Below are 24,787 nucleotides of genomic sequence, written 5' to 3'. Positions count from 1 at the left end.
CGACCATACTCTGACGCCCCAGCGGAGGCAATCGCTGACCTGTCTCGATCATTGGAGACGTGACGTAAACAGACGGTAAACGAGTGGAGCAGGTCATGCGCCAGGAGAGTCACGCGCCGCGATGTGCTGGTCGCTCGCGGTCAAGAGCGAACGAGCCCAGACGAACCGACCGTCACGATGCTCCTCGTTCAGGTGGCAGTAGACTGTCGAAGAGCCTCGGCCTGCTCGACGACTGCGTCGAGCGGCTGATCGAGCGCTTCCCAGGGAATCACGATCGGCGTGCCATGCCGCTGGATCAGTTCCTCCGCTGCTTTCCGGCGCTCGGGATCGAGATCCGCGATGAAGCGCTGTGGCCGATAGACCTGGACGACGAGATAGCGCCGGGTACCCACGGACTTCGCTTCGATCCGGCGTATGCTCTGCCACGGCACCCTTCCGGCACGAACCGGCGATCCGCGATCGGTGAGCCCCTCCTCATCGATTTCCAGGACAGGATTTCGATCCAACGCGATCAACGTCGAAACGACTGTCACGAGACCGAGAAAGACTGCCATCGAGACCGCGAAGAGGCGTTCCAGCCAGGATCCGGCATGCCAAGCGAACCAGACCGCTGCCACGAAGAACGCGAGAGCGAGCGCCGCGATGAGCAGGCCGCGGAGCCGACTGCGGCGCACGATCAGCGTTCGGTCGGATCGGGTTCGTTCCCGTCCCATGCGTCCACCACCAGCAACCGCTTTCCCAGTCGGAGTGTCACGCCTGGCGGGCATTCGTGCAAGTGGCGGACCGTAAACCGAGTGCCGTCAAGCGACTCTCCTGGCTGCCAGCGCCGGGTGCTACCTGGCCAGATTTCCGCTCCGCCTCGATTCTAAGGTATCCTGGCGCCGAAGGGTCGATCGAGTGAGCGAGGGGCAGAAGGATGCGCGAGCGGATCGCCGAGGTACTGACGGAACTGATGGCGCTCCCCGGACCGACTGGTCGGGAGGAGCCAGTTCTGGCGTGGCTGGAACGTGCTTGGGCTCCGCACGTCAAGCGACTCTGGCGCAGTCGGATCGGCAACCTGCTCGCCTACGTCGGTGGCGCTGGTCCTCGGCTTCTGCTCACTGCGCATGCCGACGAGTTGAGCTTCGTAGTTCGGTCGATCGATTCGTCCGGCTTGTTGTGGCTGACGACTGGGCAAGTGCGTGGGGAGCCACAGGAACGGTTCCCAGTCGGCCAACCGGCGCTCGTACTCGGTCGCGATGTGGCGATCGAGGGGATGTTCGTCCTAGCCACTGGCCATGTCGTGCCCGAAGAGCGGCGGAGCAAGCCGGTGACCTTCGCTGACTTGTTCGTCGATATCGGTGCCAACTCCAAGCAGGAGGTATTGGAGCGCGGCATCACGGTCGGTTCGAGCGTCGTCTGGAACCCGCCGACTCGTCGCCTCGGATCGCGCCTCTATGGGAAAGCGATCGATGATCGGGTGGGGCTCGCCCTTTTGACCCTGCTCGTTCGCCAGATCGACGCGCAGCAGCTTGACTGCGCCCTCTACCTCGCCGCTACCGTGCAGGAAGAAAACGGACTCCTCGGAGCCAGCTCGCTCCGAGCTGACCTGGACGTCGACTGGGCTATCGCACTCGATGTCGGGCTCGTCGGCGACCTGCCGACCATCGGCGAGCAGTGGATGCCGGCAACGCTCGGTGGCGGGCCACAACTCGTGCACAAGGATGCGGCCACCCATTACGACCAGCGTTTGCTCTGGCGGCTCGCTGACCTTGCCGATCGCAATGGGTTGCCGGTCCAGCACGTCGTCTTCGATCGTTACGGCAGTGACGGCGCCGCCCTCATCCGCCAGGGAATCCCGACCGCGCTGGTTGCGGTCGGGGCTCGCCACACGCATGCTCCCTTCGAGGCTGTCGATCTCGCTGACGTCGAAGCGACGCTCCACTTGCTCGAGCATGTCGTCTACGAAGGGCCCACTGACCAGTGACGTCCTCCCGGGCTAGGGCACCAGCGCCTCGCCGCCATCTACCCGAATCACATTGCCGGTGATCCACCCGAGCCCCGGTGCGCTGAGCGCGCGGATCGCTCGCGCGACGTCCTCCGGACTCGTCAGTCGTCCGCTAGGGTTGCGCCGCTCGGCTTCGCGCAACATCTCCTCCGCACCGGGAATCTTGGCCTGTGCCGGGGTAGGTGTCACACCGGCCTGGATGGCATTCACCGCGATCCCGTAGCGGGCGAGTTCCACAGCGAGCTGGCGGACATGGGCCTCGAGCGCCGCCTTGGCAGCGGAGACCGGACCGTACCCGCGCCAGACGCGCGTCGATCCCTCGCTGGTCATGGCATAGATCCGGGCATCCGGCGCGAAGAGACCGGCATGGAACAGATCCTGTGTCCAGTACACCAAGCTGTTCGCCATGACATCGAGCGTCATTTCCAATTGCTTTTGTGTCACCTCTTGAGCGGCGTCCTCGTCGATGTACGGCCGCAGCGTACCGAAGGCGAGCGAATGCATCAGCACTCGCACGCGCGCGCCGCGCTCCCGAAGCGCCGAAGCGACCTGTCGCCGGGTTTCCGCATCGGCCGCATTGGCGTTGACGAACAGGGCCTCGACTCCTGCAGCCTCGACGTCGGCCTTGACTGCCTCTGCCATCGGCAAAGTCGCTCGGCGATCCAAATGCACGCCGCAGATGTGCATCCCCGCCCGAGCGAGCTCGCGGGCAGTCGCTGCACCAAATCCGCTGGATGCGCCCAGGATCACTGCCCAGTATCCTGTGAACCCCTCGTTCCCCATCGTGCCCTTCCCATTCCCGCCACGTCGCTCGACTCGGCTGGAGTATCCGCAGCCGAGGCAGTGCCGTCAACTCACCGGTTGCGTGGCTGCGACCCGCCCTTCCGGGACGAAGCGCACGCGCACCACGGTCCCACCGCGTGCACCGGATCTCATCTCCAGATCTCCGCGGAGATCCACTTCCACCAGCGTTCGGGCGATTTGCAAGCCGAGCCCTCGTCCCCGTAGTGGGTCGAAATCGGATGGCAGGCCACGGCCATCGTCCTCGACCTCGAGGAGCGCACGATCACCCTCGCGCTGAATGCGGACGACCAGATGCCCAGGACCATCCGCGAAGCCGTGCCGGACCGCATTCGTCACGAATTCGTTCAAGAGCAGCGCCAGCACGGTGGTCTGGCGCGAGGAAACCGTCACCTCCTCCCCCTCGACGCTCCACTCGACAGCCAGCTCGTCTCCATACAGGGAGTGGACGGCTTGGGTCACGACGATGCGTGCGAGTTCGGTGAGGGAAACTTCCGGCAGCTCGCGGCCACTCAGGAGATCGTGCACGACTGTCAAACTCCGGATCCGGCTCACCGCATCCTGCAGCACGGCACGCGCTTCGGGCCCGGCACGACGCGCTTGGAGCGAGAGCAGCGCCGCTACCGTCTGCAGGTTGTTGCGCACGCGATGATGCAGCTCGCGCAGAAGCGCCGACGCTCGTGTCAGTCCACGCCGTGCTTCTTCGTAGAGCTCAGCATTCTCGATCGCGATCGCTGCCGTATCGGTGAAGGCATGGAGCAGTCCGGTTTGGATTGGCCTCGGCCTTCCCGCGGAGTAGACCAGGCAGAGAGCACCGACCGCCCGCCGACCGGTGATCATGGGCAGCGCATAGAGAGCGAGCTGGTCGGCGAGCGGGTCGCGCCAGACTGCAGCGCCGCTATCGAGCACTTCCTGGACGACCTGACGAAAGACCGTTTCCAAGCCCTCAGTGAGCCGGGTCGCCAGTTCCACCGGCGCAGCCCGCAAGAGTTCGAGTTCGCCACCCGAGGCACGCGACTGTCGGAAGATCGCCACCCCGCGAGCACCCGACAACTCGAGCGCGCGATCCGCGATCGTCCCCAAAAGTTCATCGAGATCGAGCGTCGAAGCGACTGCGCGCCAGAGCTGCTGCAAGAGCTCGAGTTGCGCGATCCGACGGCGCAGCTCGGCATCCGTCTCCTGGTACAGCAGCGCGTTCTCGATCGCGATGGCGATTTCCCCAGCAGCCGTTTCCAGGAAATCGATCTCCTCGGGCCAGAACTCGCGCGGTTCCAGCGTCAGCACGTTGAGAACGCCGAGCAACCTTCCCGGCTGACGGGCGATGAGCGGGACGGAAACCTGGCTGGCGAACGGTCGATCGTCCACGTGCGGATAATCGACATAGGCTGGATGACGCGGCGCATCGAAGGCGATCTGCAGCCGGCGCGTGAGCGCTGCCTGACCGGTGATACCGACCCCGAGCGGCAGCGTGAACCCGCCAGGACGGTCCGGTGCCACGCCATCGACCGCGCGCAAGGTCAAGGTGCCAGAGGACTCGTCATAGAGGAAAACACCGCAGGAATCGACACGCATCGTCTCGCGCAAAACCCGCGTGACGGTCGAGAGCATCTCGTCGAGGTCGAGACTGCTCGTCGCCGCACGGGTGATCCAATGCAGTGCCTGCAGGCGGCCGACGGGACCAGCCAGGACGCGTCGACTCGGATCGACTGGCGCTTTGAGAAGTTCAGCTAACGTTTCCCATTCGTTATCCAGCATCCTGCTCGTCTCCACCGATCGAGTTCTTTTCCATGGTACAATCCGGGGCGCGAGCGCGTCAGAACGCGAACGGACGAGGATCATGAGCCTCGACGGCCAGCACAACGCCCACGTCACCGACCACGTCAGCGACAACGCGTTCCTCGGTGTCGTGACCGATGGCCGATTCAGTCAGGGACTCCGCGTCCGGCTCCTCGACCCGGCTGCCGTCGAGCGTTTGCGCGTGGGTAGTTTCGTCGTCATCGAGGGCATCGAGCGCCGCTACTTCGGCATGATCACCGATCTCTCGCTCGACACGACCGATGCCGCCTTGCTGGCTGATCCACCGATCCGCTCCCCCTTCCTCAGTCGCATCGTGCGCGGGACACACGCCTATGCCACCGCCGAGATTCGGCCCTCGCTCGTTCTCGAGCCGGAAAGCGACCAGCCACAACCTGCACGCAGCATTCCGCCCCACTTCGCACGCTTGCGTCAGGCCACGGCGGACGATTTCGCGCTCGTGTTCGGCCAGGAGGACAGCACGCACTTCGCGCTCGGCACACCACCGGCGATGGAGATCCCGGTCCCGCTCGACTTGGCCGAGCTGGTCAAGCGCTCCAATGGCGTCTTCGGGCAGAGCGGTAGCGGCAAGAGCGTGCTGACTCGCCTACTCCTCGTTGGCCTCGTCCTGGCCGACCAGGTCTCGATCTTGCTCTTCGACATGCACAACGAATATGCTCGCGCCCCGACTGATCAGCCCGAACTAGTCGGCTTGCTCGAGCTCTTCGGACCATCGCGGGTCCAGATCTACACGCTCGACGATCGGACGGAGCGGAGTGCGAGCGCCCGCACGATCCAGATCGGCCTCGATCAGATCGAACCGGATGACATCGAACTCTTGGCGGAGGAGCTCAATCTCAACCCGACCTTCGCCACGGTCGCGCATCACCTGCGGGCACGCTACGGGCCGCAGTGGATCCGCCAGACCTTGGAATTCGATACCGAAGCAGTCAAAGAGTTCTGCGCGAGCACTGGTGTCGCTGAAGCCTCGGTCAATGCCTTGCGAGCCAAACTGGATCGCTTGGCCAAACGGCCCTATATCTGCGAGACACTCGATACGTCCGTCATCGACGAGATCATCGGCAAGCTGCAGCGGGGTACCCATATCATCGTCCAGTTCGGTCGCTGCGACTCGTTCCTCGACTACATGCTGGTCGCCAACCTGCTCACTCGCCGGATTCACGATCGCTACACCGAAGATGTTCTCGAGGCACAGCAAGCGGGTGGGCAAAGCAACCTGCGGCCACTGGTCATCGTCCTCGAAGAAGCGCACAAGTTCCTCACCCCCGAAGCTGCTCGGCAGTCGATCTTCGGCACCATCGCGCGGGAAATGCGCAAGTATCGCGTTACCTTGCTCATCGTCGATCAGCGTCCCTCCAGCATCGATCGCGAGATCCTCTCCCAGCTGGGCACCAAGGTGATCGGGCCGCTCAGCGACCAGCACGATATCGAGGCTGTCTTGACCGGCGTCGCCGACCGTTCCGGCCTCCGCAGCCTCCTCGCCAATCTCAGTCCACGCCAGGAATGCGTCATCGTCGGACACGCGGTGCGCATGCCGGTCGCCATCCGCACCCGACAGTATCGACGCGAGGAGATCCTCGCGTTGGTTCGCGGTTGGGGAAAGACGATGGACGACGAGCGCCATCTGCGGCTGCTCCTCGGCCAGTGACCTGAAGGCAGAGACGATGCTTCGCCTGATCCACTTCGCTGATCTGCATCTGGGCGTCGAGACGCACGGGCAGTTCCGTCCGGATCTCGGCCATAGCTCCCGCATCCAGGACTTTCTCGACGCCTTCGATCAGATCATCGATGCGGCGATCGAGGAGCGGTTCGATGCCGTCCTTTTCGCCGGCGATGCGTTCAAACACGCCGAGCCGAGCCCGACCCTTCAGCGCCGCTTTGCCGAGCGCATCCAGCGCCTCCTCGCTGCGGGAATCCCGATCGTGCTCCTCGTCGGAAACCATGACCGGCCACGCAGCGTGGTGCGTTCGACACCGATCGATATCTACGCTGCACTGCGTCTACCCGGCGTCATCGTCGCCAACCGGCCGGAGCGGTTCACCATCGCGACCCCGAGCGGCCCACTCCAGGTTGTCGCGCTGCCCTGGATACCACCCCGTCTCCTGCTGGCCGACGATGCGCTTCGCGAGGCCGGCACTCCGGAATTGGAGCGTCGCTACAAGGAAGTCATCGCGTCTGCGCTGGCTCCCCTCCTCGCTGCACTCGACGCAGCGACCCCGGCGGTTTTCCTCGGTCACCTCTCGATGGAAGGCGGACGCTTCGGGAGCGAACGCAGCGTGATCCTCGGTAACGACCCGCTCTTCGGACTCGACGAGCTCGGGTTGAACAGCGCTCCCATCGATTACGTCGCGCTCGGCCATCTCCATTCGCATCAAGTGCTCCACGAGCGGCCACCCGTGGTGTATGCCGGTAGCGTCGAGCGGATCGATTTTGGAGAGGAGCGCGAGGACAAAGGCTACGTCGCGGTCCGGATCGCCGCTGGACCATACCCGCGCGACGTCAGCTGGGAGTTTCGGCCGCTCCGTACCCGCCCGATGCGCACATTCCGTCTCGACATTCTGACCGACACACCGATGGACGAGATCCGCCGCGCACTCGAGCGGCACGCGACGCTGATCCCGGAGGCGATCGTCCGCGTCACCATCACCACGACCCCAGAGCGCGCGGCAGCCATTCGTCCCCTCGAGGTGCGGCGCTGGCTCAGCGAGTTGGGCGCCGCACACGTCGCCGGTATCACGGTACAGACCGAACGCGTCGCGCGTCCCCGCGTCGAACTCGAACGGTCCTCCCGTCACGATCCGGTGAGCCTCTTGGAGCGCTGGGTCAACCTGCATCGTCTTTCGGACCAACTCGCCAAAGCCGTCATCCAGCGCGGCCGGGAAATCATCGAGCGCGTCGAGAGTCGCAGCTCGGAGCCGCGCTGAAGCGCTCTAGAGATACGTCCGGAACCAGCGCAACTCGTGCTCGAGGTGCTCGAGCCGGTGACGTGGCCGGCCGCTTCGAGTCAGGTTGTGACCTTCACCCGGGAAGCGGACGAGTTCGACCGTGCGCCCCAAGCGGCGCAGCCAGGTGAAGAGTTGCTCAGCCTGCGCGATCGGGCAGCGCCAGTCTTCCTCAGCGTGCAGGAGCAGAAGCGGCGTGCGGATATTCGGCGCGTACGTGAGCGGAGAAAGACGGCGGTACCGCTCCGGATCGTCCCACGGGGTCGCACCGATTTCCCATTCGCTGAAGTAGACGCCGATATCGCTCGTCCCATACATACTCACGAGTTCAGAAACGCATCGCATGGAGACCGCCGCGCGGAAACGGTCGGTATGGCCGATGATCCAGTTCGTCATGTACCCGCCATACGAGCCGCCGCAGACGCCGAGACGCCCCGGGTCCGCCCACCCTTGGGCGAGGACCGCGTCGACGACCGCCATGAGGTCGGGCATATCGGCCTCGCCCCAGGCTCCGCGCGTGCACGCCAGAAACGTCTCTCCGTACCCCTGACTCCCGCGCGGGTTCGCGTAGACCACTCCGTACCCTTCCGCCGCGAGAACCTGGAACTCGTGACAATAGGCCCACCCGTACATTCCGTGCGGCCCGCCATGGATCGACAAGACGAGTGGCACCCGCTCATCGCCAGCGTTCGCAGGCCGGAGAACCCACGCATGGATGGGACGCCCGTCGACTGGGCTCGACACCCACATTTCCTCCGGGCCGAGGATTTCGACCTCCTCTTTCCAGGCCGCGTTGGGATCGGCCAGGCATCGGCTCGAGCTCCCGTCTGCTGCCATCAGCCAAACCGATCCCGGATCGACCGGACCCGCGATCACCGCCGCGATCCAGCGCCCATCAGCGCTCAAGCTGAAGTCGAGCACGCGCCGTGCACCACCGATGATGCACTCCGGGGCACCGCCACTGACCGGAAACCGGTAGAGGCGGACCGCCCCCTGCTCGCTCACCTGGGTGAAGATCCAGCGACCATCCGGCGACCAGAGCAGTCCCGGCTTCGACGGTCCGAACGCGTCGGTGAGCAAGCTATCCTCGAGGGTCGCGTCGAAGTCAGCGGAGAGGTTCCAGCGCTCGTTCCCGTCCGGCGTCATCACCCACAGTCGCTTGTGCCGTGCCGAGCCCGCCCAGGACTCGAAGTGACCGACAGCAGCGATGAGTCGCCCATCCGGCGACCAACTCGGTCGCCCGAACGCTGCCGATGGTCCGCCGGTGACACAGGAGAGATCGACAGTGCGGCCCGCCGCATCGAAGCGGAGGAGCCAGAGCTCGCTCGCAGCATTCCACTCGCGCTCCTCAGTGCGATTGGATGTGAAGACGAGCTGCGAGCCATCCGGTGACCAGGCTGGCCAGTCATCGTCCCAGTCACCATCGGTCGCGCGTTCCAGCGTCCCTGTTCGCAGGTCGACGACCCAGATATGGCTCCGTCGCTCGTGGAGAAAACCCCGCTGGCCATCGAAGCGGTAGCGGAGTCGCGTCAAGCGGACGACGTCGGTTTCCGGATCGACCTTGCCCTCTGCCTGTTGCGCACGCGTCACGACAGCGATGCGTTGCCCATCCGGGGACCAGGCAAAGCCGGTCACCGGCTCCACGAAGTTCGTCAGCTGCCGCGCCTCACCACCATTCCGCGGAATCACCCACAACTGGTCGCTACCGGTGCGATCGGACAGGAAAGCCAGTTCCTCACCGCTCGGTGACCAGCGCGGCATCGTGTCGCGATGCGTTCCGCTCGTGAACCGGCGCGGTGGTGAGCCATCGGTCCGCGCGAGCCAGATCGCCGAGCGATACCGATCCGCTTCCAGATCCATCGTCGTCACGACATAGGCGACAGCGCTCGCATCTGGTGCGATCTGCGCATCGCTCGCCAGCTGGAGAAGCGCAAGATCCTCCGCACGAACCGATCGTTTCACAGTCAGCCACTCCTCTCGACACCCTGCTCGCGGGCGACGAGCTGACGCAAGCGTGCCAGGACAGCTGATCGCTGCTCCTGGTACGCCGTCTCGTCGAGTTCGCCCGCTGCCCGTGCTTCGTCCAACCGATTGAGTTCAGCGGCAAGTTGCAGCCGCTCGTCGATGGCCGCTCGACTCGTTTCTGTTCCCACGCGGCGTCGGCGAAGAACGATCACGGTCAACACTGCTGCCGCGACGAGTCCAGCGAGACCGACTACCAGCGCGATGATCGGTCCGGTAGGAAGATCGAAGAGCAAGCCGGTACGTGGCAGTCCACTCACCTGGACGACGTGCATATCGCCGACGACTGGCGCATCGACCGCCAAGACACGATAGGTCACGCCACTCACTTCGACCGTGCCCGTGTCGATCAAGCTGCGCGAGCTGAGACGGTAGGTCCCGTCCCGCACCAGGACACGGAGCGTGCTGGTCGGCATCGCGGTTCCGATGGAGAGCGTCGCCCGCGTTCCCTCGTAAGGGACGGTATAGCTCAAGACGACCGTCTGCGAGCCAGGTGGGAGCGGACCGGTTGTCAGGAGCACACCATCCTCCAGTCGTGGCTGGCCGTAATCGAATCCTGGTTGCGGACTGATCTCTTGCGCCCCTCGGGGCAACGGTATGCGCAGGACGACACCGGATCGATCCCCGAGATACGTGCGGTCACCACTATTCTCGACGATGAGGATGTCCATGATATCGACCGCCCTCAACTCCGGTGACGCACCAGCGATGACGAGCGAGCGCGAGGCGATCCGCATTGCACTGGGATCCGTGGTGGTTTCGTAGACCGTGAGATCGACCGTCTGCTCCGGTTGCTGGTGGAGTTGCACCATGCCGCTGACGTAGTCCACACCCGCATAGCGGACGACCACCAGGTAGGCGTCCTGCGGGCTGGTCGGTAACCCATCGAAGCGGAACGATCCGTCGGGGCCAGTCTGCGTCTGCCGCTCCTCGGCCAATTGCATCCCAGCGAAGTGGCGCAGAGTCACCGTGAGGCTGCTGACCGGTCCACCACCAGCCGTCCCGTTCTGCACCCGGCCACTGATGGCGCCGTTTCCTTCTTGCGCGTGAGCCGGCAACGCAGAGAGCATGAAAGCGAGCCAAACGAAGAGGAACGAGCGTCCGAGTCCGCGACGCACCACCGAGCGCTCCTTACGATGGCACGAGAGCTGCGCAGGCGATCAGTCAGCGACCGCTGCCAGAATGTCAGCCGGCCTGCCTTCCGCCGCCGCGTAAGCCCGATCCAGCACTTCCACCAAATGGAGGACGGGGAGGCGCACGCCGCGCGCCCGGAGTCCAGCCTCCAGCTGGAGCATACACCCGGGATTGGCTGAGACGATGACGTCCGCGCCGGTAGCCAACGCGTTGTCCAGCTTGCGCGCCAAGAGCGTCGACGCCATGTCCGGTTGCAAGAGGTTATAGATACCGGCCGAACCGCAGCAGAGCGCCGATTCGGCCATCTCGACGAGTCGCAGCTGGGGAATGGTGCGCAGCAGGACACGTGGTTGTTGAGTGATCCGCTGCGCATGCGCCAAATGGCATGGTTCCTGGTACGTCACGGTCCAGGGCAAGGGACCCGGTTGTGCCGTGAGGCCGCGTTCGACGAGGAACTCGAGCACGTCGCGGACCTTTCCAGCCAGCTGTCGAGCTCGCTCAGCATAGTCATGATCCTGCCGCAATAGCGCTGGGTATTCTTTCAGCATTGCGCCGCAACCAGCAGCATTGACGATGATCGCATCGAGGTACGGTGACTCCAGCGCCTCGATGTTCTGTCGCGCGAGCCGGCGACCCAACTCCGGCTCGCCGCTGTGCACATGCAGCGCACCACAACATTGCTGTCCAGAAACGAGCACGACATCGAAGCCGTTGCGGGTCAAGACGCGGATCGTCGCCTCGTGCACGTGCGCATACGCAGTGCTCATCACGCAACCGGTGAAGAGCGCCACCCGGCCACGCCGCTCCCCTTGGGCCGGCACGAAACGCCCATCAGCCACGACGAAGCGATCCGCGATAGCCGGAAGTAACGCCTCAGCCTGCTCCAAACCGAGCAGCCGCAGGACACCGCTGCGACGAACCAGCGGCCGGAGGGGGCTGCGCTGGTACCAGCGCAGGAGTGCGTTCGCCGCTCGGAAGCGACGCATGTCGCCCAGGAGAATGCGGAAACCAGCGAGACGGAAGAGTCGCTCGCGCCATGACTGCTCGCGATGCTGCACGAGTTGGGCGCGCGATGCTTCGAGGATCTCGCCGTAATGCACGCCGCTCGGGCATACGGCCTCGCACGCTCGACAATTGAGGCACAGCTGCATTTCCTCAGCGAACACGGGATCGAGCAGATCCAGTCGTCCCTCGGCGACCGACTTCATGAGCCAGATCCGGCCGCGCGGTGAGGAGCGCTCTCGCCAGGTGACCCGGTAGGTCGGGCAAGACGGCAGGCAGAAACCACAATGGACGCACTTCCGGATCGCGTCGTACGACGGCGCATCCCGACCACTGAAACCACGCAGGCGCGCCGGTGCCGATGCCGTTGTCATCGATGCCTCCTCGCTCCATGCTCAGAGATGGGCGATGAATCGCCCGCGGTTGAGGATGCGCTCGGGGTCGAACGTCTCCTTGAGTCGGCGCATCACCGGGATTCCCTCCGGATGTCGCCCGAAGACATCCTCTCCTGCCTTGACCTCGATCGGCGCACCTAGGAGCGTCGCGTGTCGGCCCAGCTCGCGCAGTTCACCCCAGAAAGCACGGAGCTCGACCGGCTCTCCACTGACCGTCACGTAGGCCAATCCGCTCCCGCTGTCGAGGACGAGGCTGCGCAGTGCGCTGCCATAACGGCGCTCGAGCTGCGCTGCCAGTTCGCCGAGCCGGGACGGCAACTCGCCGATCCGCACCCGAAGTTCGCGATCGAACGGCGTCGCTTCCAGTTCTCCCTGCACCGACGACCAGAAGGCCAGCGTCTTGCGGTCATCGAGCACGACCGACTCGCCGCTCGCTGTCTCCACGCTCGCACGCAGGCGCTCGACTTGGCGCTCGACCGCTCCCTCCGGTCCCTCGCAGCGTGCGGCCAACACCCAGCGCTCCAGATCGGCGAGCCGCTTGGCTACTGGCGGCGCGAGCACGACGAGCGCAGTCGGCGCGAGCTGCGAAGTGCGCAGGGTGAGGGCGGCGGCAGCCGACTGATCCGATTCCCGGAAGGAGAGAAGCAGCGTCCGCTGCGCTTCCGGCGCCGGAAGGACCTTGAAGTTGGCCTGGATGATCACCCCGAGCGAACCGAGCGCGCCGAAGTGGAGCCGCATCATGTCATAACCCGAGACGTTCTTGACGACGATGCCGCCACCGCGCGCCAGCGTCCCGTCCGGCAACGCCACGGTGATGCCGATGATCAGATCGCGCAAGCTCCCGTACCCAAAGCGCCGCGGGCAACCGATTCCGGTGGCGACCAGGCCACCGATGGTGACACGTTCCGGGTCAGCCGCCTCGATCGGCAGCATCTGCCCATGAGCCGCCAGTTCGCTGCTGAGGCTGGCGATGCTCCGCCCCGCTTGGACAGCGATCGTCAGGTCGTCTGGCTCGTAATGCGTGATCGCGCTCAGCGACCGCACATCGAGGGCGACATCGTATCGCTCAGGGAGGTTCCCCAACCCCATCTGCCGACCGCCGCCCCAGGGAATGACAACCAGTCCGGCCGCAGCACAGACGGCCAGTGCCTCAGCGACCGCTTCCGGTGTCTCGGGGGCAAGGGCGACCAGAGGCTCGAGGCCATCCACACGATAGGCACGGGGATCGTGGGGAGCGCCCAGTTCAGCGAGACGCTCCATGGCCACTCCTGGCGCGAGTCGCGTCGTCCCGGTCATCCCGCTCCCTCACACGTACTCCAAGCCGAGCCGCTGAGCGATCGCCTGCTGCCGCAACGCAGCCACCTCACCACAGCGGAAACCGGTGGGCAACACTTTCTCCGGGTTGAAGAGTTCACGCGGATCGAAGCTTCGCTTCAAGCCAGCCATCGCACACAAGTCTTCGGTCGTGAAGACCAGCGTCATGTAATCGCGCTTTTCGAAGCCGATCCCGTGCTCGCCGGACAATGTCCCTCCGGCATCCACACAGTAGCGCAGGATTTCGGTCGTGCACTCCAGAACGCGCTCGACCTCGCCTGGTCTTTGCCGATCGAACAGTACCAGCGGATGGAGGTTCCCATCGCCCGCATGGAAGACGTTGGCGATCGACAGCCGGTATTCCCGACTGAGTTCCTCGACTCGCCGCATAGTCGCAGGCAATTTCGTCCGCGGCACGGTCGTATCGACGAGATAATAGTTGGGTGCCAGTCGTCCCATCGCCCCGAAAGCCGACTTACGTCCGAGCCAGAGGAGATCGCGCTCCTCCTTCGTGCGGGCGACCCGCACCTCCCATGCCCCATGCTGGCGACAGAGCTCAGCGACCCGGCTGGTATTCTCCGCGACGATTTCCTGCAGGCCATCGAGTTCGACGAGCAGCACCGCCCCCGCCTCACGCGGGTAGCCGGCATGAAACGCATCCTCGACCGCCTTGATCGTCAGTTGATCCATCATTTCCAGTGCTGCCGGGAGCATCCCCGCTGCGATGATCGCCGAGGTGGCATGCGAGGCCGACTCGATGTTCGGGAAAGCCGCCAACAGCACGCTCACTGCCTCGGGGAGTCGCGTCAGCCGCACCATCACCTTGGTGACGATGCCGAGGGTCCCCTCGGAACCGACCAGCACACCGGTCAGATCGACGCCCGGCGTCTCGGGAACCGGTCCACCGGTCCAGATCCGCTCACCGTCCGGCAGGACGACCTCCAAACCGAGGATGTGATTCGTCGTCACTCCGTACTTGAGACAATGCGGCCCACCGGAGTTGTTCCCGACGTTCCCACCGATCGTGCAGGCACGCTGGGAAGCTGGGTCGGGAGCGAAAAAATAACCTCGCGGCTGTAATGCCTGCGTGAGTTCGAGGTTGATGACCCCCGGCTCGACGATGGCATAGCCATCCTGCTCGTTGACTTCCAGAATCCGATTCATCCGGGTGACGACCACGACGATCCCACCCCGCAGAGCCAGCGCTCCACCAGCGAGCCCGGTGCCAGCACCGCGTGGGACAACCGGAATCCCGAACTCGTTCGCCAGGCGCACGACCGCACTCACCTGCTCCGCCGTACGCGGGAGTACTGCGAAATCCGGGCGATGATGCCCCGCAAAGACTTCGTCCGATGCGTCGTATTCGTACACGAGGAGTTCTTCGGGATCGTCGAGCACTCCATCCGAGCCGACGATCTCGACGAGACGGCTCCGGATCGTTGCACGGTCCATGGGAGCAATCCTCTCTCGATCACGCACCGGCACAGCGAAACCGATCGAGCCGGCGCGCCGATTCGCCTCAAGTATGCGACGGAACCCCTGAGGCCGCAATCGGTACCGGCTCTCCTGGGTGGACAGATCCGGTCGACCCTTGGAGACACCAGCATTCGCCTAATCGCCAGCGCACGCTCCACCCCCGCTCCCTCGCAATGCTCGCCTCGATCGGATCGCAGGGAGAGTAACCCGCCGCCACAGAGTAGAAGCGCACGAGTGCGGACCGGCAGGGGAAGTCACGGTGCCACTGCACAGCCGGATCACAGGTGTCGCCGCAACCGAGTCGATGCCCCACGAACCGCTCGCACCCGCGTCAGAACGAGACATCGTCGACATCGCGGACTCGGTCGAGCATGACGTTGCCCAACTCACCGTTCGGCAGTCGCTCGACACGACGTACGAAGACGGTGATCACGGCACCTTGGGATTCCGGGTAGAAGCGGAACCGACCGGTTGGACCAGTGAACTCGACTGCTCGGAGTGCAGCGAGGAATCGCCCCCGTTCCTCAACTGCTCCATCGACCGCACGGAGCGCCTCGGTCATCACGCGACCGGTCAGGTAACCCTGATTGACGAACTGGTTCGCCCCGACACCGAGGCGCTCGTGGCACCGCTGGACGAGTTGGCGGTTTTCGGGCGAGTCGTACAGTACCGCCTAGTGCGAGGAACTGACGAACCCCAGCCCGGCCTCACCTTGTTCCGCAAGGATGCTCTCGTCGACCGTCTCACCTGAACCGAAGAGGGGTGACCGCTCCAGCAAGCTAAACTCGGCATATTGCTAGACGAAGCGCACTGCATCGACCCCGGAGTAGAAAGCAAAAACTGCATCAGCATCGTGTTGCCGGATCCGCTGCAGGTAGGGTCCATAGTCGGCCGTGTCGACCGGTGCAAACACCTCGCCGACGATCCTCCCTCCTGCTGCCTGGAAATGGCGACCGAATGCCCCGAGCTTGTCGTGCCCGGCCGAGTAGTCCAAGCCGGTCAGGACAACGCGGCGGTCGCCGAGCTTCTCGTCGGCGTAGCGACCGAAGGGAGCCTCGTGTTGCCCATTGGCGAAGAAGACACGGAAGATGAGCGGGCTGCGCCGTTTGGGATCACGCGTCAAGCCTGGTAGCCCGGCATTCCTCACGAGAAGCGGAATACCAGCGGCAACGACGGAATCGCGGAGTGCCCCGGCCTCGCTGCTCAGCGTCACGCCGGCGAGGATATGGACACGTTCGCGCTCCACGCGCTGACGCGCCTTCGCCACAGCTTGTTCGGGATTCCCCGCACTGTCCTCGACCCGTACGATGATCGCTCGCCCAGCGGCTTGCCCATCGACCTCATCGAGTGCGAGTTCGAGCCCGCGGACCAAATGCTCCCTCGTGGGAAGCGAAGGGGCCGGACAAAGCAACCAACAGACCGACCCGTACCGGCTCACCCGTCACGGAAGATGCCGGTGTAGCCGTCGCCATCGACCGGGGAGATGCTTCCTTCACCGTCCCCGCGGGCGAACCCGGAACCGATCTCGTCGTCGCCCCTGCACACGCTGTTAGAATCCCGCTGGCCGCGGCACATCCCAAGCCGAGTAGCGAGCGCCGCGTCATTCTTATCCCCGAACACATTCCAACCTCCGTTCGACTCTCGTCCCCGCGCTTCATCGTCGAGCCGAGGGTAGTATAGGATTTATTACTAAAGTCTGTTCGGAAAGCCTCGCTCATCCATCCTCCAGCCTGCTGGAGGAATCGCCAGCGAGGATGCTGGTTTCGTCGATACTGTCGGACTCCCCGAAAACACTCGCTCTCGTCTCGGAGCTTTGTCGGAGACGGAACCGAACGCGAGCACCTCGTTCCGATCGGTCGGAGTCGAGCGCTCGACCGGAGCGAACCGGACCTTTTTCCCCACCTTTCCGAGAATAGACTTGCATGATTCCAGCTCACTGCTCCGGATCGCTGACGCAGCGCCTCACAGGCTCCATCATGTCGATTTCCCCCTTGTCCCGTCGCAGTTGACCGATTACACTGCTGTTGCACGGTCCGGTCGGCAGAAGAGGAGAGACCGGGAGGGAGGTTGGCCATGAGACGAGGATTCATCCGCAGCTTCCTCAGCGGTTTCCTCATCGGTACCGCGATCGGCGCGCTCGCTATCTGGTTGTCCAGTTCGGAGCGCCGAGCCGGTTCGGTGGCCTGGCGCCAACGAGCCAGCCAGCTGGCTCAGCAAGCCCGGAGCCAGGGCGAGCAGATCGCCGCGCTCGCGCGCGAGCGGCTCGCATCGGCGCGCGGGTTGCTCGAGACACGGTTCTCCGCAGGGGAGCAGTCAGCCAGCGCAGTGCGTTCAGCGACGAGCGAGGTAACGGTCAGCACGGAGAGTTAGCGAGCGATGCTGGACCGCTTGCGCACCGCCGCGAAATTCTTTACCTGGGGTCTCGCACTCGGCTTGCTCTTCGCCCCCGCGAGTGGGCGAGAACTCCGTCGCCGCCTGCTCCGGTGGGTAATGGCTCGACTCGAAGCCTGCGTGGCACGCGTTCGCGAACGGCTGACCGGCCAGCCGACCTGAGTACTCGTCGAGAGACGGATGAGCGGTTCGCGGCTCCCACGCGGAGCAGGCGTTTCTGCACTGTCGCTCGCGCGAGTTCATGCTATCGGCCCGGATCCCTTCGACCCGCTGCCGAGCGCGAGGCCAGTCGGTGGTTGTTTCGTCTGGAGAGCCAACGCGTACTCGGCCATTCAGGTAGCGCGGCCCGATACCGGGGCGCTCCATCGATCCACCCATCAGCTGGTCCGTGCCTCGCCGCGCGTGCCTGCCACCTCGTGTTCATCGCCCAGTACCAGCCTCGCTGTTCCAGGTTAGGCTCCACCCCTGCGCACCCCTCCCCAAGCAGCTCCCAGCCGACCAGCAGCTCCGGTCGCTCGAGAGCGGAGGATCCTTGCGACCCCACGACGGATGTCTTCCTGGCACGCTCCCTCGTCTTCCCGGTAGGCGAGGGCCGGCGCGCCACATCGGCTCGCTCGTCGACAGCTCCTTGTGGTGCCGCTCGCCTGCTCGGCACAGGAAGCAGCTGAGTGCTCTGCTCACCGAGTACACGTTCCGAGAAGCTTGCGGCCTGTTGACGTCTGCCCAGAGAGCAAGCACAATATGCTCACGTGGATCTAGAATCCCGAAGGAGAGCAGATGATCTTCGTCACGCTCTGCTTCCTCATAACGGCCGGTGTTGGCTTGGTCTGCCTCATCGGGTATCGCCGGACGCGTCAGCAGCTGCGGCTCCTGCGTCTCGTGGCGACCTGCCCGATCGCTGAGTTGCATGAGCGGATCCCCGGAGAGATGGTCGAGATCACCGGAACCGTGCACTGCGCAACACCGCTGAGAAGCGAGTACACTGGCCAACCCTGCGTGTACTACCGCACGGTGACCGAGCGAGTCGTGGAGCGGCACGGCAGGAGCAAGAAGGGCGGTCGGCTCTCGGAGGTCGTTGCCCAAAACGAGCAGCGCATCGCTTTCGAGGTCGATGACGGCACCGGTCGCGTCGCTGTCGACCCCGTCGGCGCGGAGATCGACGGGCGCAAGCTCCTCGACCGATTCGAGCCCGTGGAGAATGGGGAGGGAGCGACGCTGCGCATCGCTGGGATGTCAGTCGAAGTCCGCGCGGCCGAATGGCGGACACTGGGATACCGGAAGATCGAAGAGGCGGTGCTCGTCGGGTATCCGGTGTACGTCCTCGGTGTGCTGCAGGACGACGGCAGCATCGGTCGTCCCCCGGAGGGCAGTCGTTTGCGTGAATTCCTGATCAGCGCCCGCTCCGAGGAAGAGCTTGCCACCAGCCTCCGCCGGCGCAGTTATCTGTTCCTGGCCGGCGCGATCACGAGTTTCGTCGTTGCGGGGATGTTGCTGATCGCGCTGCTCGTGCAATCGGTCATCAGCATCTCCTGATCCGCGGGTAGCTCGGAACAAGCGCAGGCCCGAGCAGCGTTTGGCCACAGTGGAGCTTGACCCAACGGAAACCAGGCTTCGTACCAGCCGGACACTCGCTTCGGACGATGAGCGCACTAGGGCGCGATCGATCAGTCAGCGCACCCTGCTCGGCAAGCCCCACCCTGTCTGACAGGCGTCCAGAGGGGCTGCCCGACCCGAGACGGCGCGAGGCAATACGGTTCCTGCTCCTGTCGTACTCCAAAGTCTAACCGGAGAAACTCGGCCCACCGAGCCTGGCCCGTTCGATGCTTCCCAGCGATCGCTCCACCGTTCCCGTCGGTACTCGCCGTCGCACCCTATCGGGAACACGCGGCGCCGGCCGATCTCCATCCATTCCGCAATTCCCTGAGGTCGCAATGGCCAAGATACGAAGCCTGCCGATCATCCCGGCCCCCAGCACGATCCCGGCACGCGCTGTGTCACGACCGTTCGCGATCTCCCGTGAGGAGAATCACCGAAACGCACACTCCCCTCTTGACAACCATCGCTATTACCCCTAGGATGGAGACAGTTCGGAGAGCGGAACAACTTTCGAGATTCCGAACGAAAGTGGTGACGATGCCGGTACAGTCTCCAGCCGTGTGGCGTGCGGTGGCGAGCCTGGACGCCGTGGCGCGAGCCAGCGATGGGTTGACGCTCAGCGAAGTGGCCCGGGCGATCGGCGAGCCGAAGAGCACGCTGCATGCCGTCCTCGCAACCTTGGTCGAGGCCGGTCTCCTGATCCGGGAGGAGACCAGCAAACGGTATCGGCTCGGCCCCCACATCCTGGCACTCGCTGGCGCCTACGCTCGTCAGAGCGACTTGATCCGCGCCTTCACGGAGGTCGCGCGTCCGCTGGCCCGCGAACTCGGCGAGACGATCCAGCTCGCCATCCTTCAGGGGCGCGAGGTGCTGTACATCGGCAAGCAGGAAGGCACCCAATGGGTTCGCTTGGCCTCGGAGGTCGGGACGCGCCTACCCGCGCACGCCACGTCCCTCGGGAAGTGCCTCCTGGCCTGGCTACCAGAGAACGAACTCGGGTGCCTTTTGGCCGAAGGGCCGCTGGTCGCCCTCACCCCGCGCACCATCACCGATCCGGACGCGCTTCGCGCCGAGCTGGCTCAGGTTCGCGCGCAGGGATTCGCCATCGATCGCGGTGAGACGCTTCCCGACGTTTGGTGCTTCGGTGCGCCGGTCCGCGACGCGCATGGTGTCGTCGTGGCCGCTCTGAGCATCTCGGTACCGGTGACCCGTATCGGCGTCGAGCGCGTGGAGGAACTCGTCAGAGCAGCCCGAGCGGCGGCCGACGAGCTTTCCCGACAACTCGGCTTCAGCGGGGTCGATGATCGAGTGATCGATCGGATGGGAATTCCTAGTTCGAGGAGGAGGGTTGCACCATGACGAGGAAACTCTCGCGTCGGCAGTTTCTCGGCACCATGCTGGTGGCAGGAGGGAGCGCGCTGCTCGCTGCCTGTCGCCGCGGTGAGGCGACACCCACCCCTGCTCCATCGGCCGGAACCCCGGCCGCCGGCAAGCAGTTCGAGGGCGTCGAGGTCAACGTGATCACCTTCACCGGGCCACAGATCGCCGAGCCGCTGCAGCGTCGCGCGCCCGAGTTCCAAAAGCTCACCGGCGCCAAGATCAACGTGATCACGGTTCCCTTCGCTGACCTCTACCAGAAGATCTTGACCGACTTCACGACCGGTACCAACAGTTATCACGTCATCGTCTTCGCCCCACAGTGGATGGCCGACTACGTCGAGCCCGGCTATCTCGAGGACCTTACCCCGCGCATCGAAGCCGATCCCGCGCTGCAGTGGGACGATATCGCGCCCTTCTTCCGCAACTTCAGTGCTACCTACGGTGGCCGCATTTACACCATCCCCTTGGACGGCGACTTCCAGATGGTCTATTACCGGACGGACTTGCTCGAGGCCGAAGGGCTCAAGCCACCGGAGACCTGGGAGGACTATCTCGCTATCGCGCAGAAGTTCCACGGGAAGGACCTGAACGGCGACGGTGTGCCCGACTTCGGCTCGGGGATCGCCAAGCGCCGCGGAGCCCAGAGCTACTGGATGTTCTGGTCGATCGCCGCTTCGTTCCTGCAGAGTCAGGGAACGCAGCAGGGCGCCTTCTTCGATGTCGACACCATGGAACCGCTGACCATGAACGAAGCGTTCGAGCGAGCGCTGGAGATTTACAAGGAGACCGGCAAGTACGGGCCACCGGACGAACTGAACTGGGATGTCGGTGACAGCCGTGCTGCCTTCGTCACCGGGCGCTGCGCGCTCACGCTCGACTGGGGCGATATCGGCACGCTCGCCATCGATCCCGAGCAGTCCAAAGTGAAGGACAAGGTCGGTGCGGTCATCCTGCCCGGCACCAAGGAGGTGCTCGATCGCAAGGCAGGCAAGCTGGTCGCCTGCGACCAGAACACCTGCCCGCACGCGATCAACGGGGTGAACCACGCGCCGTATGCGGCCTTCGGTGGCTGGTCGGGCGCGATCAACAAGAACGCACCGGCCAAGGTGAAGGACGCGGGTTATGCCTTCCTGTCCTACATGAGCCAACCGGCTCAATCCAACGTCGACGTCACGATCGGAAAGACCGGATTCAACCCGTATCGCATTTCCCAGTTCGAGAACATCGATCTCTGGGTCAAGGCCGGGATGAGCGAGGCGGCTGCCAAGAACTATCTGGGAGCCATCAAGGCGAGCCTCAACAGCCCCAACATGGTACTCGATCTCCGTATCCCCGGCGCGCAGCGGTACCAGGGCGTTGTGCTCGATACCGTGCTCTCCCGCTATCTCGCCGGCGAACTGACGACCAAGCAAGCCATGGAGGAACTGACCAAGGGCTGGAACGAGATCACCGATGAGCTCGGACGCGAGAAGCAGAAGCAGGCCTATCGCGCCAGCTTGAGCATCCGCTGAATGCGTAAGGATCACGTGACTCGTGCGGCAGACTCGACCGAGTGTCTTACCACCACGAACAGGGGATGCGGTCGCGGCACCGACCCGCCGCATCCCCCTCAGCCGCGAGCGAGTGGTGAGCTGGGCCGACCAGCAGGCGGGGGCAGTACTGGTCCTCCCAGCCGTACTGGTCATCCTTGTCCTTTCCATCTTTCCACTCCTGTTCTCGCTCTATCTTTCGCTGTCGCGCTTCCAACCAGTTTCTGGCGGATTCGAGATCCATTTCCGGGGGCTCGCCAACTATCGCAAGCTCTTCGTGGGCTCCGAGCAGCAGCACTTCCTCGGTCAGTTAGCCAGGCTCGATACGGCCGGTTGGCTGTTCTTCCTGGCCACGGGTGCCCTGACCGTCTTCTTGCTCGGACGCGCGCTGCGTAGCGGCCCGCTCACTTTCCCTCGTCTGCTCGGCCACGGGACGGTCGCGCTCGGCTTGCTCCTCGCACTGTGGCTCATCAGCCGAACGGTGGTCAGTGGCGGACGACCCGGCACGCTGGTCGTGACCTGGGTTTACGTCTTCGGCGGCGTCGCGTTGCAATTCCTGGTCGGACTGCTGCTCGCCGCGCTCTGCGCCCAGCAGCTACCAGGACGACGCTTCTTCCGCGTCGTCTTTCTCCTCCCCATGATGATCACGCCAGTCGGAGTCGCCTATACCTTCCGCATGCTGACCGACACTGGCAAGGGACCGTTCGCCCCGATCGCCAACTGGCTCGGCTACGCCAACGTCAGCTGGGTCAACGACCCGTGGGGCGCACGCATCGCCGTCATGATCGGTGATCTCTGGCAGTGGACGCCGTTCATGTTCATCGTCCTCTTGGCAGCACTGGAAAGCCAGTCACCCGAGCCGATCGAAGCGGCGATCGTCGATGGTGCCAACCGCTGGCAGATCTTCTGGCATATCACGCTTCCCCAAATCGCTCCGGTGGCGAGCACCGTGATCCTGATCCGGCTCATCGAAGCCTTCAAGATCTTCGATATGCCGAACGTCTTGACTGGTGGGGGACCAGGCACCGCCACGGAATCACTCACCCTGCACGCCTACGTGCTCTGGCGATCGCTCGACTACGGCACGTCCGCTGCTGTCGCCTATACGCTCCTCTTCGTCGTCACCTTTGTCGGCATCGCGTACGTGCGGCTGCTTCACCGCCGAGTGAGCGAAGCGCTTTAGGGGGATCGTCATGGCACTCCGCTGGCAGACTAGCCCGACTCGCCCTGGACCCCTCGCCGCCCTCGTGTCCTACGCCATTCTGTCTCTCTGGGCAGCGGTCGTTCTCTTTCCGCTCTACTGGTTGGCCATCACCGCCTTCAAGCTTCCAGTTCATGTCAACGAAGGACCAACCTATCTGCCGTTCGTTGACTTCCAGCCTTCGCTGCATGCCTGGCACTACATCCTGGTCGATCTCGGCAACGATACGCTTCGCCCGTATCTCAATACGGTTATCGTCGGAGGAACCAGTTCCATCCTTACCTTGCTCCTCGGTGCCGCAGCGACTTACGGGCTGAGTCGCTTCACCTATCGCGTCCGACTGGCCAGCGTCGTCGTCTTTCTCGCTGGCGCGATTCTCGCTGGCATCGGTATCCAACTGGGACTGCCGTGGCCATTGGCGGTGGCCGGTGCGTTGGGAGCGTTCGTCCTCGCCCGTGCAACCGCCTTGCGGCGTGCAGCTGGTCCGCAGCTCGGCAATGCCGACATCGCCTTCTGGATGATTTCGCAGCGGATGCTTCCACCGGTTGCCATCGTGATCCCGATTTACATTCTCTTCCAGCGGCTCGGCATGTTGGATACGCGGACGGCACTCGTCGTGTCCTATGTCGCGGCGAACCTCCCGATCGCCGTCTGGCTACTGCGTGACTACTTCCACACGATCCCGATCGAACTGGAAGAGAGTGCCGCGATCGACGGGGCTAACCGCTACCAAATTCTCTGGCGGATCGTTCTGCCGCTCGCTCTACCCGGTCTCGTCGCGACATTTCTGTTCATCTTCGTCCTGGCCTGGAACGAGTACCTGCTCGCCCTCTTCCTGAGCAGCGCCAAGGCGCAAACGATGCCCTTGCTCGTGGCAGCGCAGAACGCGACGCGCGGTCCACAGTGGTGGTACATGTCGGTCCTCATCCTGCTCATGATCGCACCCGTCATCGCGCTCGCACTCGTCCTCGAGCGGTACATCGCGCGCGGTCTTCTGCTCGGTGCCGTGCGCGGATGAACAGGAGGAAGGCAGGCCGATGCAACTCCACGACCGTATCGCCCTCGTGACCGGTGCTGGTTCCGGGATCGGTCGTGCAATAGCCGAGCGGTTCGCCTCCGCCGGTGCACTCGTCATCGCAGCGGATCTGGACGCCACTGCGGCCGAGGAAACAGCCCGGCGGGCACCGGAACGCATCGTTCCCGACCACGTCGATGTGCGCGATGAAGCGAGCGTGCGCACGCTCATGGAGCGGACACTCGACCGCTTCGGTCGCCTCGACATTTTGGTGAACAACGCCGGGATCGGCACGACGAAGGATCTCGTCGAGACTGATCTGGCCGAGTGGGAGAACGTTTTCGCGGTCAATGTGCGTGGAGTCTTTTTGTGCTGCAAGTATGCGCTTCCCAGCATGCTCGCCCGCCGCTCGGGCGTGATCATCAATATCGGGTCGGTCGCCGGCCTCATCGGTATCCCCAAGCGAGCCGCCTATTGCGCGAGCAAGGGAGCTGTCGTCACCTTGACCAAACAGATCGCCATCGCCTATGTCCGCGAAGGCATCCGCTGTAACTGCATCTGCCCAGGAACCGTCGACTCCCCGTGGGTCGAGCGACTGGTCGCGCGAGAACCGGATCCGGTCGCCGCACGCCGAGCACTGGAAGCGCGCCAACCGATGGGGCGCCTGGTGCAGCCAGAGGAGGTCGCGGCAGCCGCGCTCTACCTGGCTTCCGATGAGGCCGCCGCGGTGACCGGCAGCATTCTCGTCATCGACGGTGGTTGGCTCGCCCAGTGAGGAGGTCGGGCC

The 24,787-nt window shown here is 64.4% G+C and carries 19 protein-coding genes and 1 pseudogene; 11 read left to right on the top strand and 9 right to left on the bottom strand.

Going from position 1 to position 24,787, the window contains the following annotated elements:
- Positions 1-188 precede the first annotated feature (188 nt).
- On the bottom strand, positions 189-713 hold the full coding sequence (locus TRD_RS01275) for an STM3941 family protein (protein WP_012641682.1): 525 nt from the start codon (positions 711-713) through the stop codon (positions 189-191).
- Positions 714-916: 203 nt separating this feature from the next.
- Here TRD_RS01275 and TRD_RS01270 point away from each other — a divergent pair, with 203 nt between their 5' ends.
- A complete protein-coding gene (locus tag TRD_RS01270) occupies positions 917-1,966 on the top strand; it encodes a M42 family metallopeptidase (RefSeq protein ID WP_012641681.1) in 1,050 nt (349 codons plus the stop codon).
- A gap of 12 nt (positions 1,967-1,978) precedes the next feature.
- Here the strand turns inward: TRD_RS01270 and TRD_RS01265 are convergent, their stop codons facing one another.
- Both TRD_RS01265 and TRD_RS01260 read right to left on the bottom strand, forming a co-directional pair.
- Positions 1,979-2,770, bottom strand: coding sequence for an enoyl-ACP reductase FabI (locus TRD_RS01265; protein WP_041435903.1), 792 nt, complete (start codon positions 2,768-2,770; stop codon positions 1,979-1,981).
- 66 nt (positions 2,771-2,836) lie between these two features.
- On the bottom strand, positions 2,837-4,543 hold the full coding sequence (locus TRD_RS01260; protein WP_012641679.1) for a sensor histidine kinase: 1,707 nt from the start codon (positions 4,541-4,543) through the stop codon (positions 2,837-2,839).
- Positions 4,544-4,625: 82 nt separating this feature from the next.
- On the opposite strand from TRD_RS01260, the gene TRD_RS01255 reads away from it, so the two are divergent.
- Both TRD_RS01255 and TRD_RS01250 read left to right on the top strand, forming a co-directional pair.
- Entirely contained in the window at positions 4,626-6,251 is a 1,626-nt protein-coding gene (locus tag TRD_RS01255; protein WP_012641678.1) for an ATP-binding protein, read from the top strand.
- A gap of 16 nt (positions 6,252-6,267) precedes the next feature.
- On the top strand, positions 6,268-7,527 hold the full coding sequence (locus tag TRD_RS01250; protein ID WP_012641677.1) for a metallophosphoesterase family protein: 1,260 nt from the start codon (positions 6,268-6,270) through the stop codon (positions 7,525-7,527).
- A 6-nt stretch (positions 7,528-7,533) separates the two neighbouring features.
- Here the strand turns inward: TRD_RS01250 and TRD_RS01245 are convergent, their stop codons facing one another.
- The 6 genes and pseudogenes from TRD_RS01245 to TRD_RS01220 form a co-directional block, all read right to left on the bottom strand.
- Positions 7,534-9,507 carry a S9 family peptidase gene (locus TRD_RS01245; protein WP_012641676.1) on the bottom strand — a complete coding sequence of 658 codons (1,974 nt, stop codon included), beginning with the start codon at positions 9,505-9,507 and terminating at the stop codon, positions 7,534-7,536.
- A 2-nt stretch (positions 9,508-9,509) separates the two neighbouring features.
- Positions 9,510-10,688 (bottom strand): carboxypeptidase-like regulatory domain-containing protein, encoded by a 1,179-nt coding sequence (locus TRD_RS01240; protein WP_012641675.1) that lies wholly within the window; start codon positions 10,686-10,688, stop codon positions 9,510-9,512.
- A gap of 39 nt (positions 10,689-10,727) precedes the next feature.
- Positions 10,728-12,077 carry a (Fe-S)-binding protein gene (locus tag TRD_RS01235; RefSeq protein ID WP_012641674.1) on the bottom strand — a complete coding sequence of 450 codons (1,350 nt, stop codon included), beginning with the start codon at positions 12,075-12,077 and terminating at the stop codon, positions 10,728-10,730.
- Between the two features lie 21 nt (positions 12,078-12,098).
- The gene (locus TRD_RS01230) at positions 12,099-13,394 is read right to left on the bottom strand and encodes an FAD-binding oxidoreductase (protein ID WP_012641673.1); all 1,296 of its coding nucleotides are present in this window, start codon (positions 13,392-13,394) and stop codon (positions 12,099-12,101) included.
- A gap of 9 nt (positions 13,395-13,403) precedes the next feature.
- Entirely contained in the window at positions 13,404-14,864 is a 1,461-nt protein-coding gene (locus tag TRD_RS01225; protein ID WP_012641672.1) for an FAD-linked oxidase C-terminal domain-containing protein, read from the bottom strand.
- 355 nt (positions 14,865-15,219) lie between these two features.
- A pseudogene (locus tag TRD_RS01220) lies at positions 15,220-16,260 on the bottom strand (ABC transporter substrate-binding protein).
- A gap of 701 nt (positions 16,261-16,961) precedes the next feature.
- On the opposite strand from TRD_RS01220, the gene TRD_RS01210 reads away from it, so the two are divergent.
- From TRD_RS01210 to TRD_RS01180, 8 genes are all read left to right on the top strand, one after another.
- Positions 16,962-17,258, top strand: a complete 297-nt coding sequence (locus TRD_RS01210) for a hypothetical protein (protein WP_012641668.1) — start codon at positions 16,962-16,964, stop codon at positions 17,256-17,258.
- Positions 17,259-17,264: 6 nt separating this feature from the next.
- Complete coding sequence (locus tag TRD_RS14565) at positions 17,265-17,441, top strand: hypothetical protein (protein WP_012641667.1); 177 nt, start codon at positions 17,265-17,267, stop codon at positions 17,439-17,441.
- Between the two features lie 615 nt (positions 17,442-18,056).
- Positions 18,057-18,812, top strand: coding sequence for an E3 ubiquitin ligase family protein (locus TRD_RS13420; RefSeq protein ID WP_012641666.1), 756 nt, complete (start codon positions 18,057-18,059; stop codon positions 18,810-18,812).
- 600 nt (positions 18,813-19,412) lie between these two features.
- Complete coding sequence (locus tag TRD_RS01200) at positions 19,413-20,234, top strand: IclR family transcriptional regulator (protein WP_052294027.1); 822 nt, start codon at positions 19,413-19,415, stop codon at positions 20,232-20,234.
- Positions 20,231-21,766 (top strand): ABC transporter substrate-binding protein, encoded by a 1,536-nt coding sequence (locus TRD_RS01195; RefSeq protein WP_012641663.1) that lies wholly within the window; start codon positions 20,231-20,233, stop codon positions 21,764-21,766. Before TRD_RS01200 ends, TRD_RS01195 begins: the two co-directional genes overlap by 4 nt.
- Positions 21,767-21,788: 22 nt before the next feature.
- Complete coding sequence (locus TRD_RS01190; protein ID WP_012641662.1) at positions 21,789-22,967, top strand: carbohydrate ABC transporter permease; 1,179 nt, start codon at positions 21,789-21,791, stop codon at positions 22,965-22,967.
- 10 nt (positions 22,968-22,977) lie between these two features.
- Entirely contained in the window at positions 22,978-24,003 is a 1,026-nt protein-coding gene (locus tag TRD_RS01185; protein WP_012641661.1) for a carbohydrate ABC transporter permease, read from the top strand.
- 19 nt (positions 24,004-24,022) lie between these two features.
- Positions 24,023-24,775, top strand: a complete 753-nt coding sequence (locus TRD_RS01180; protein WP_012641660.1) for an SDR family NAD(P)-dependent oxidoreductase — start codon at positions 24,023-24,025, stop codon at positions 24,773-24,775.
- Positions 24,776-24,787 lie beyond the last annotated feature (12 nt).

The sequence above is a fragment of the Thermomicrobium roseum DSM 5159 genome (assembly GCF_000021685.1).
GTDB lineage: Bacteria > Chloroflexota > Chloroflexia > Thermomicrobiales > Thermomicrobiaceae > Thermomicrobium > Thermomicrobium roseum.
Note: the sequence above shows the minus strand (reverse complement) of the source record. Positions and strands in the feature narration are given on the sequence as shown.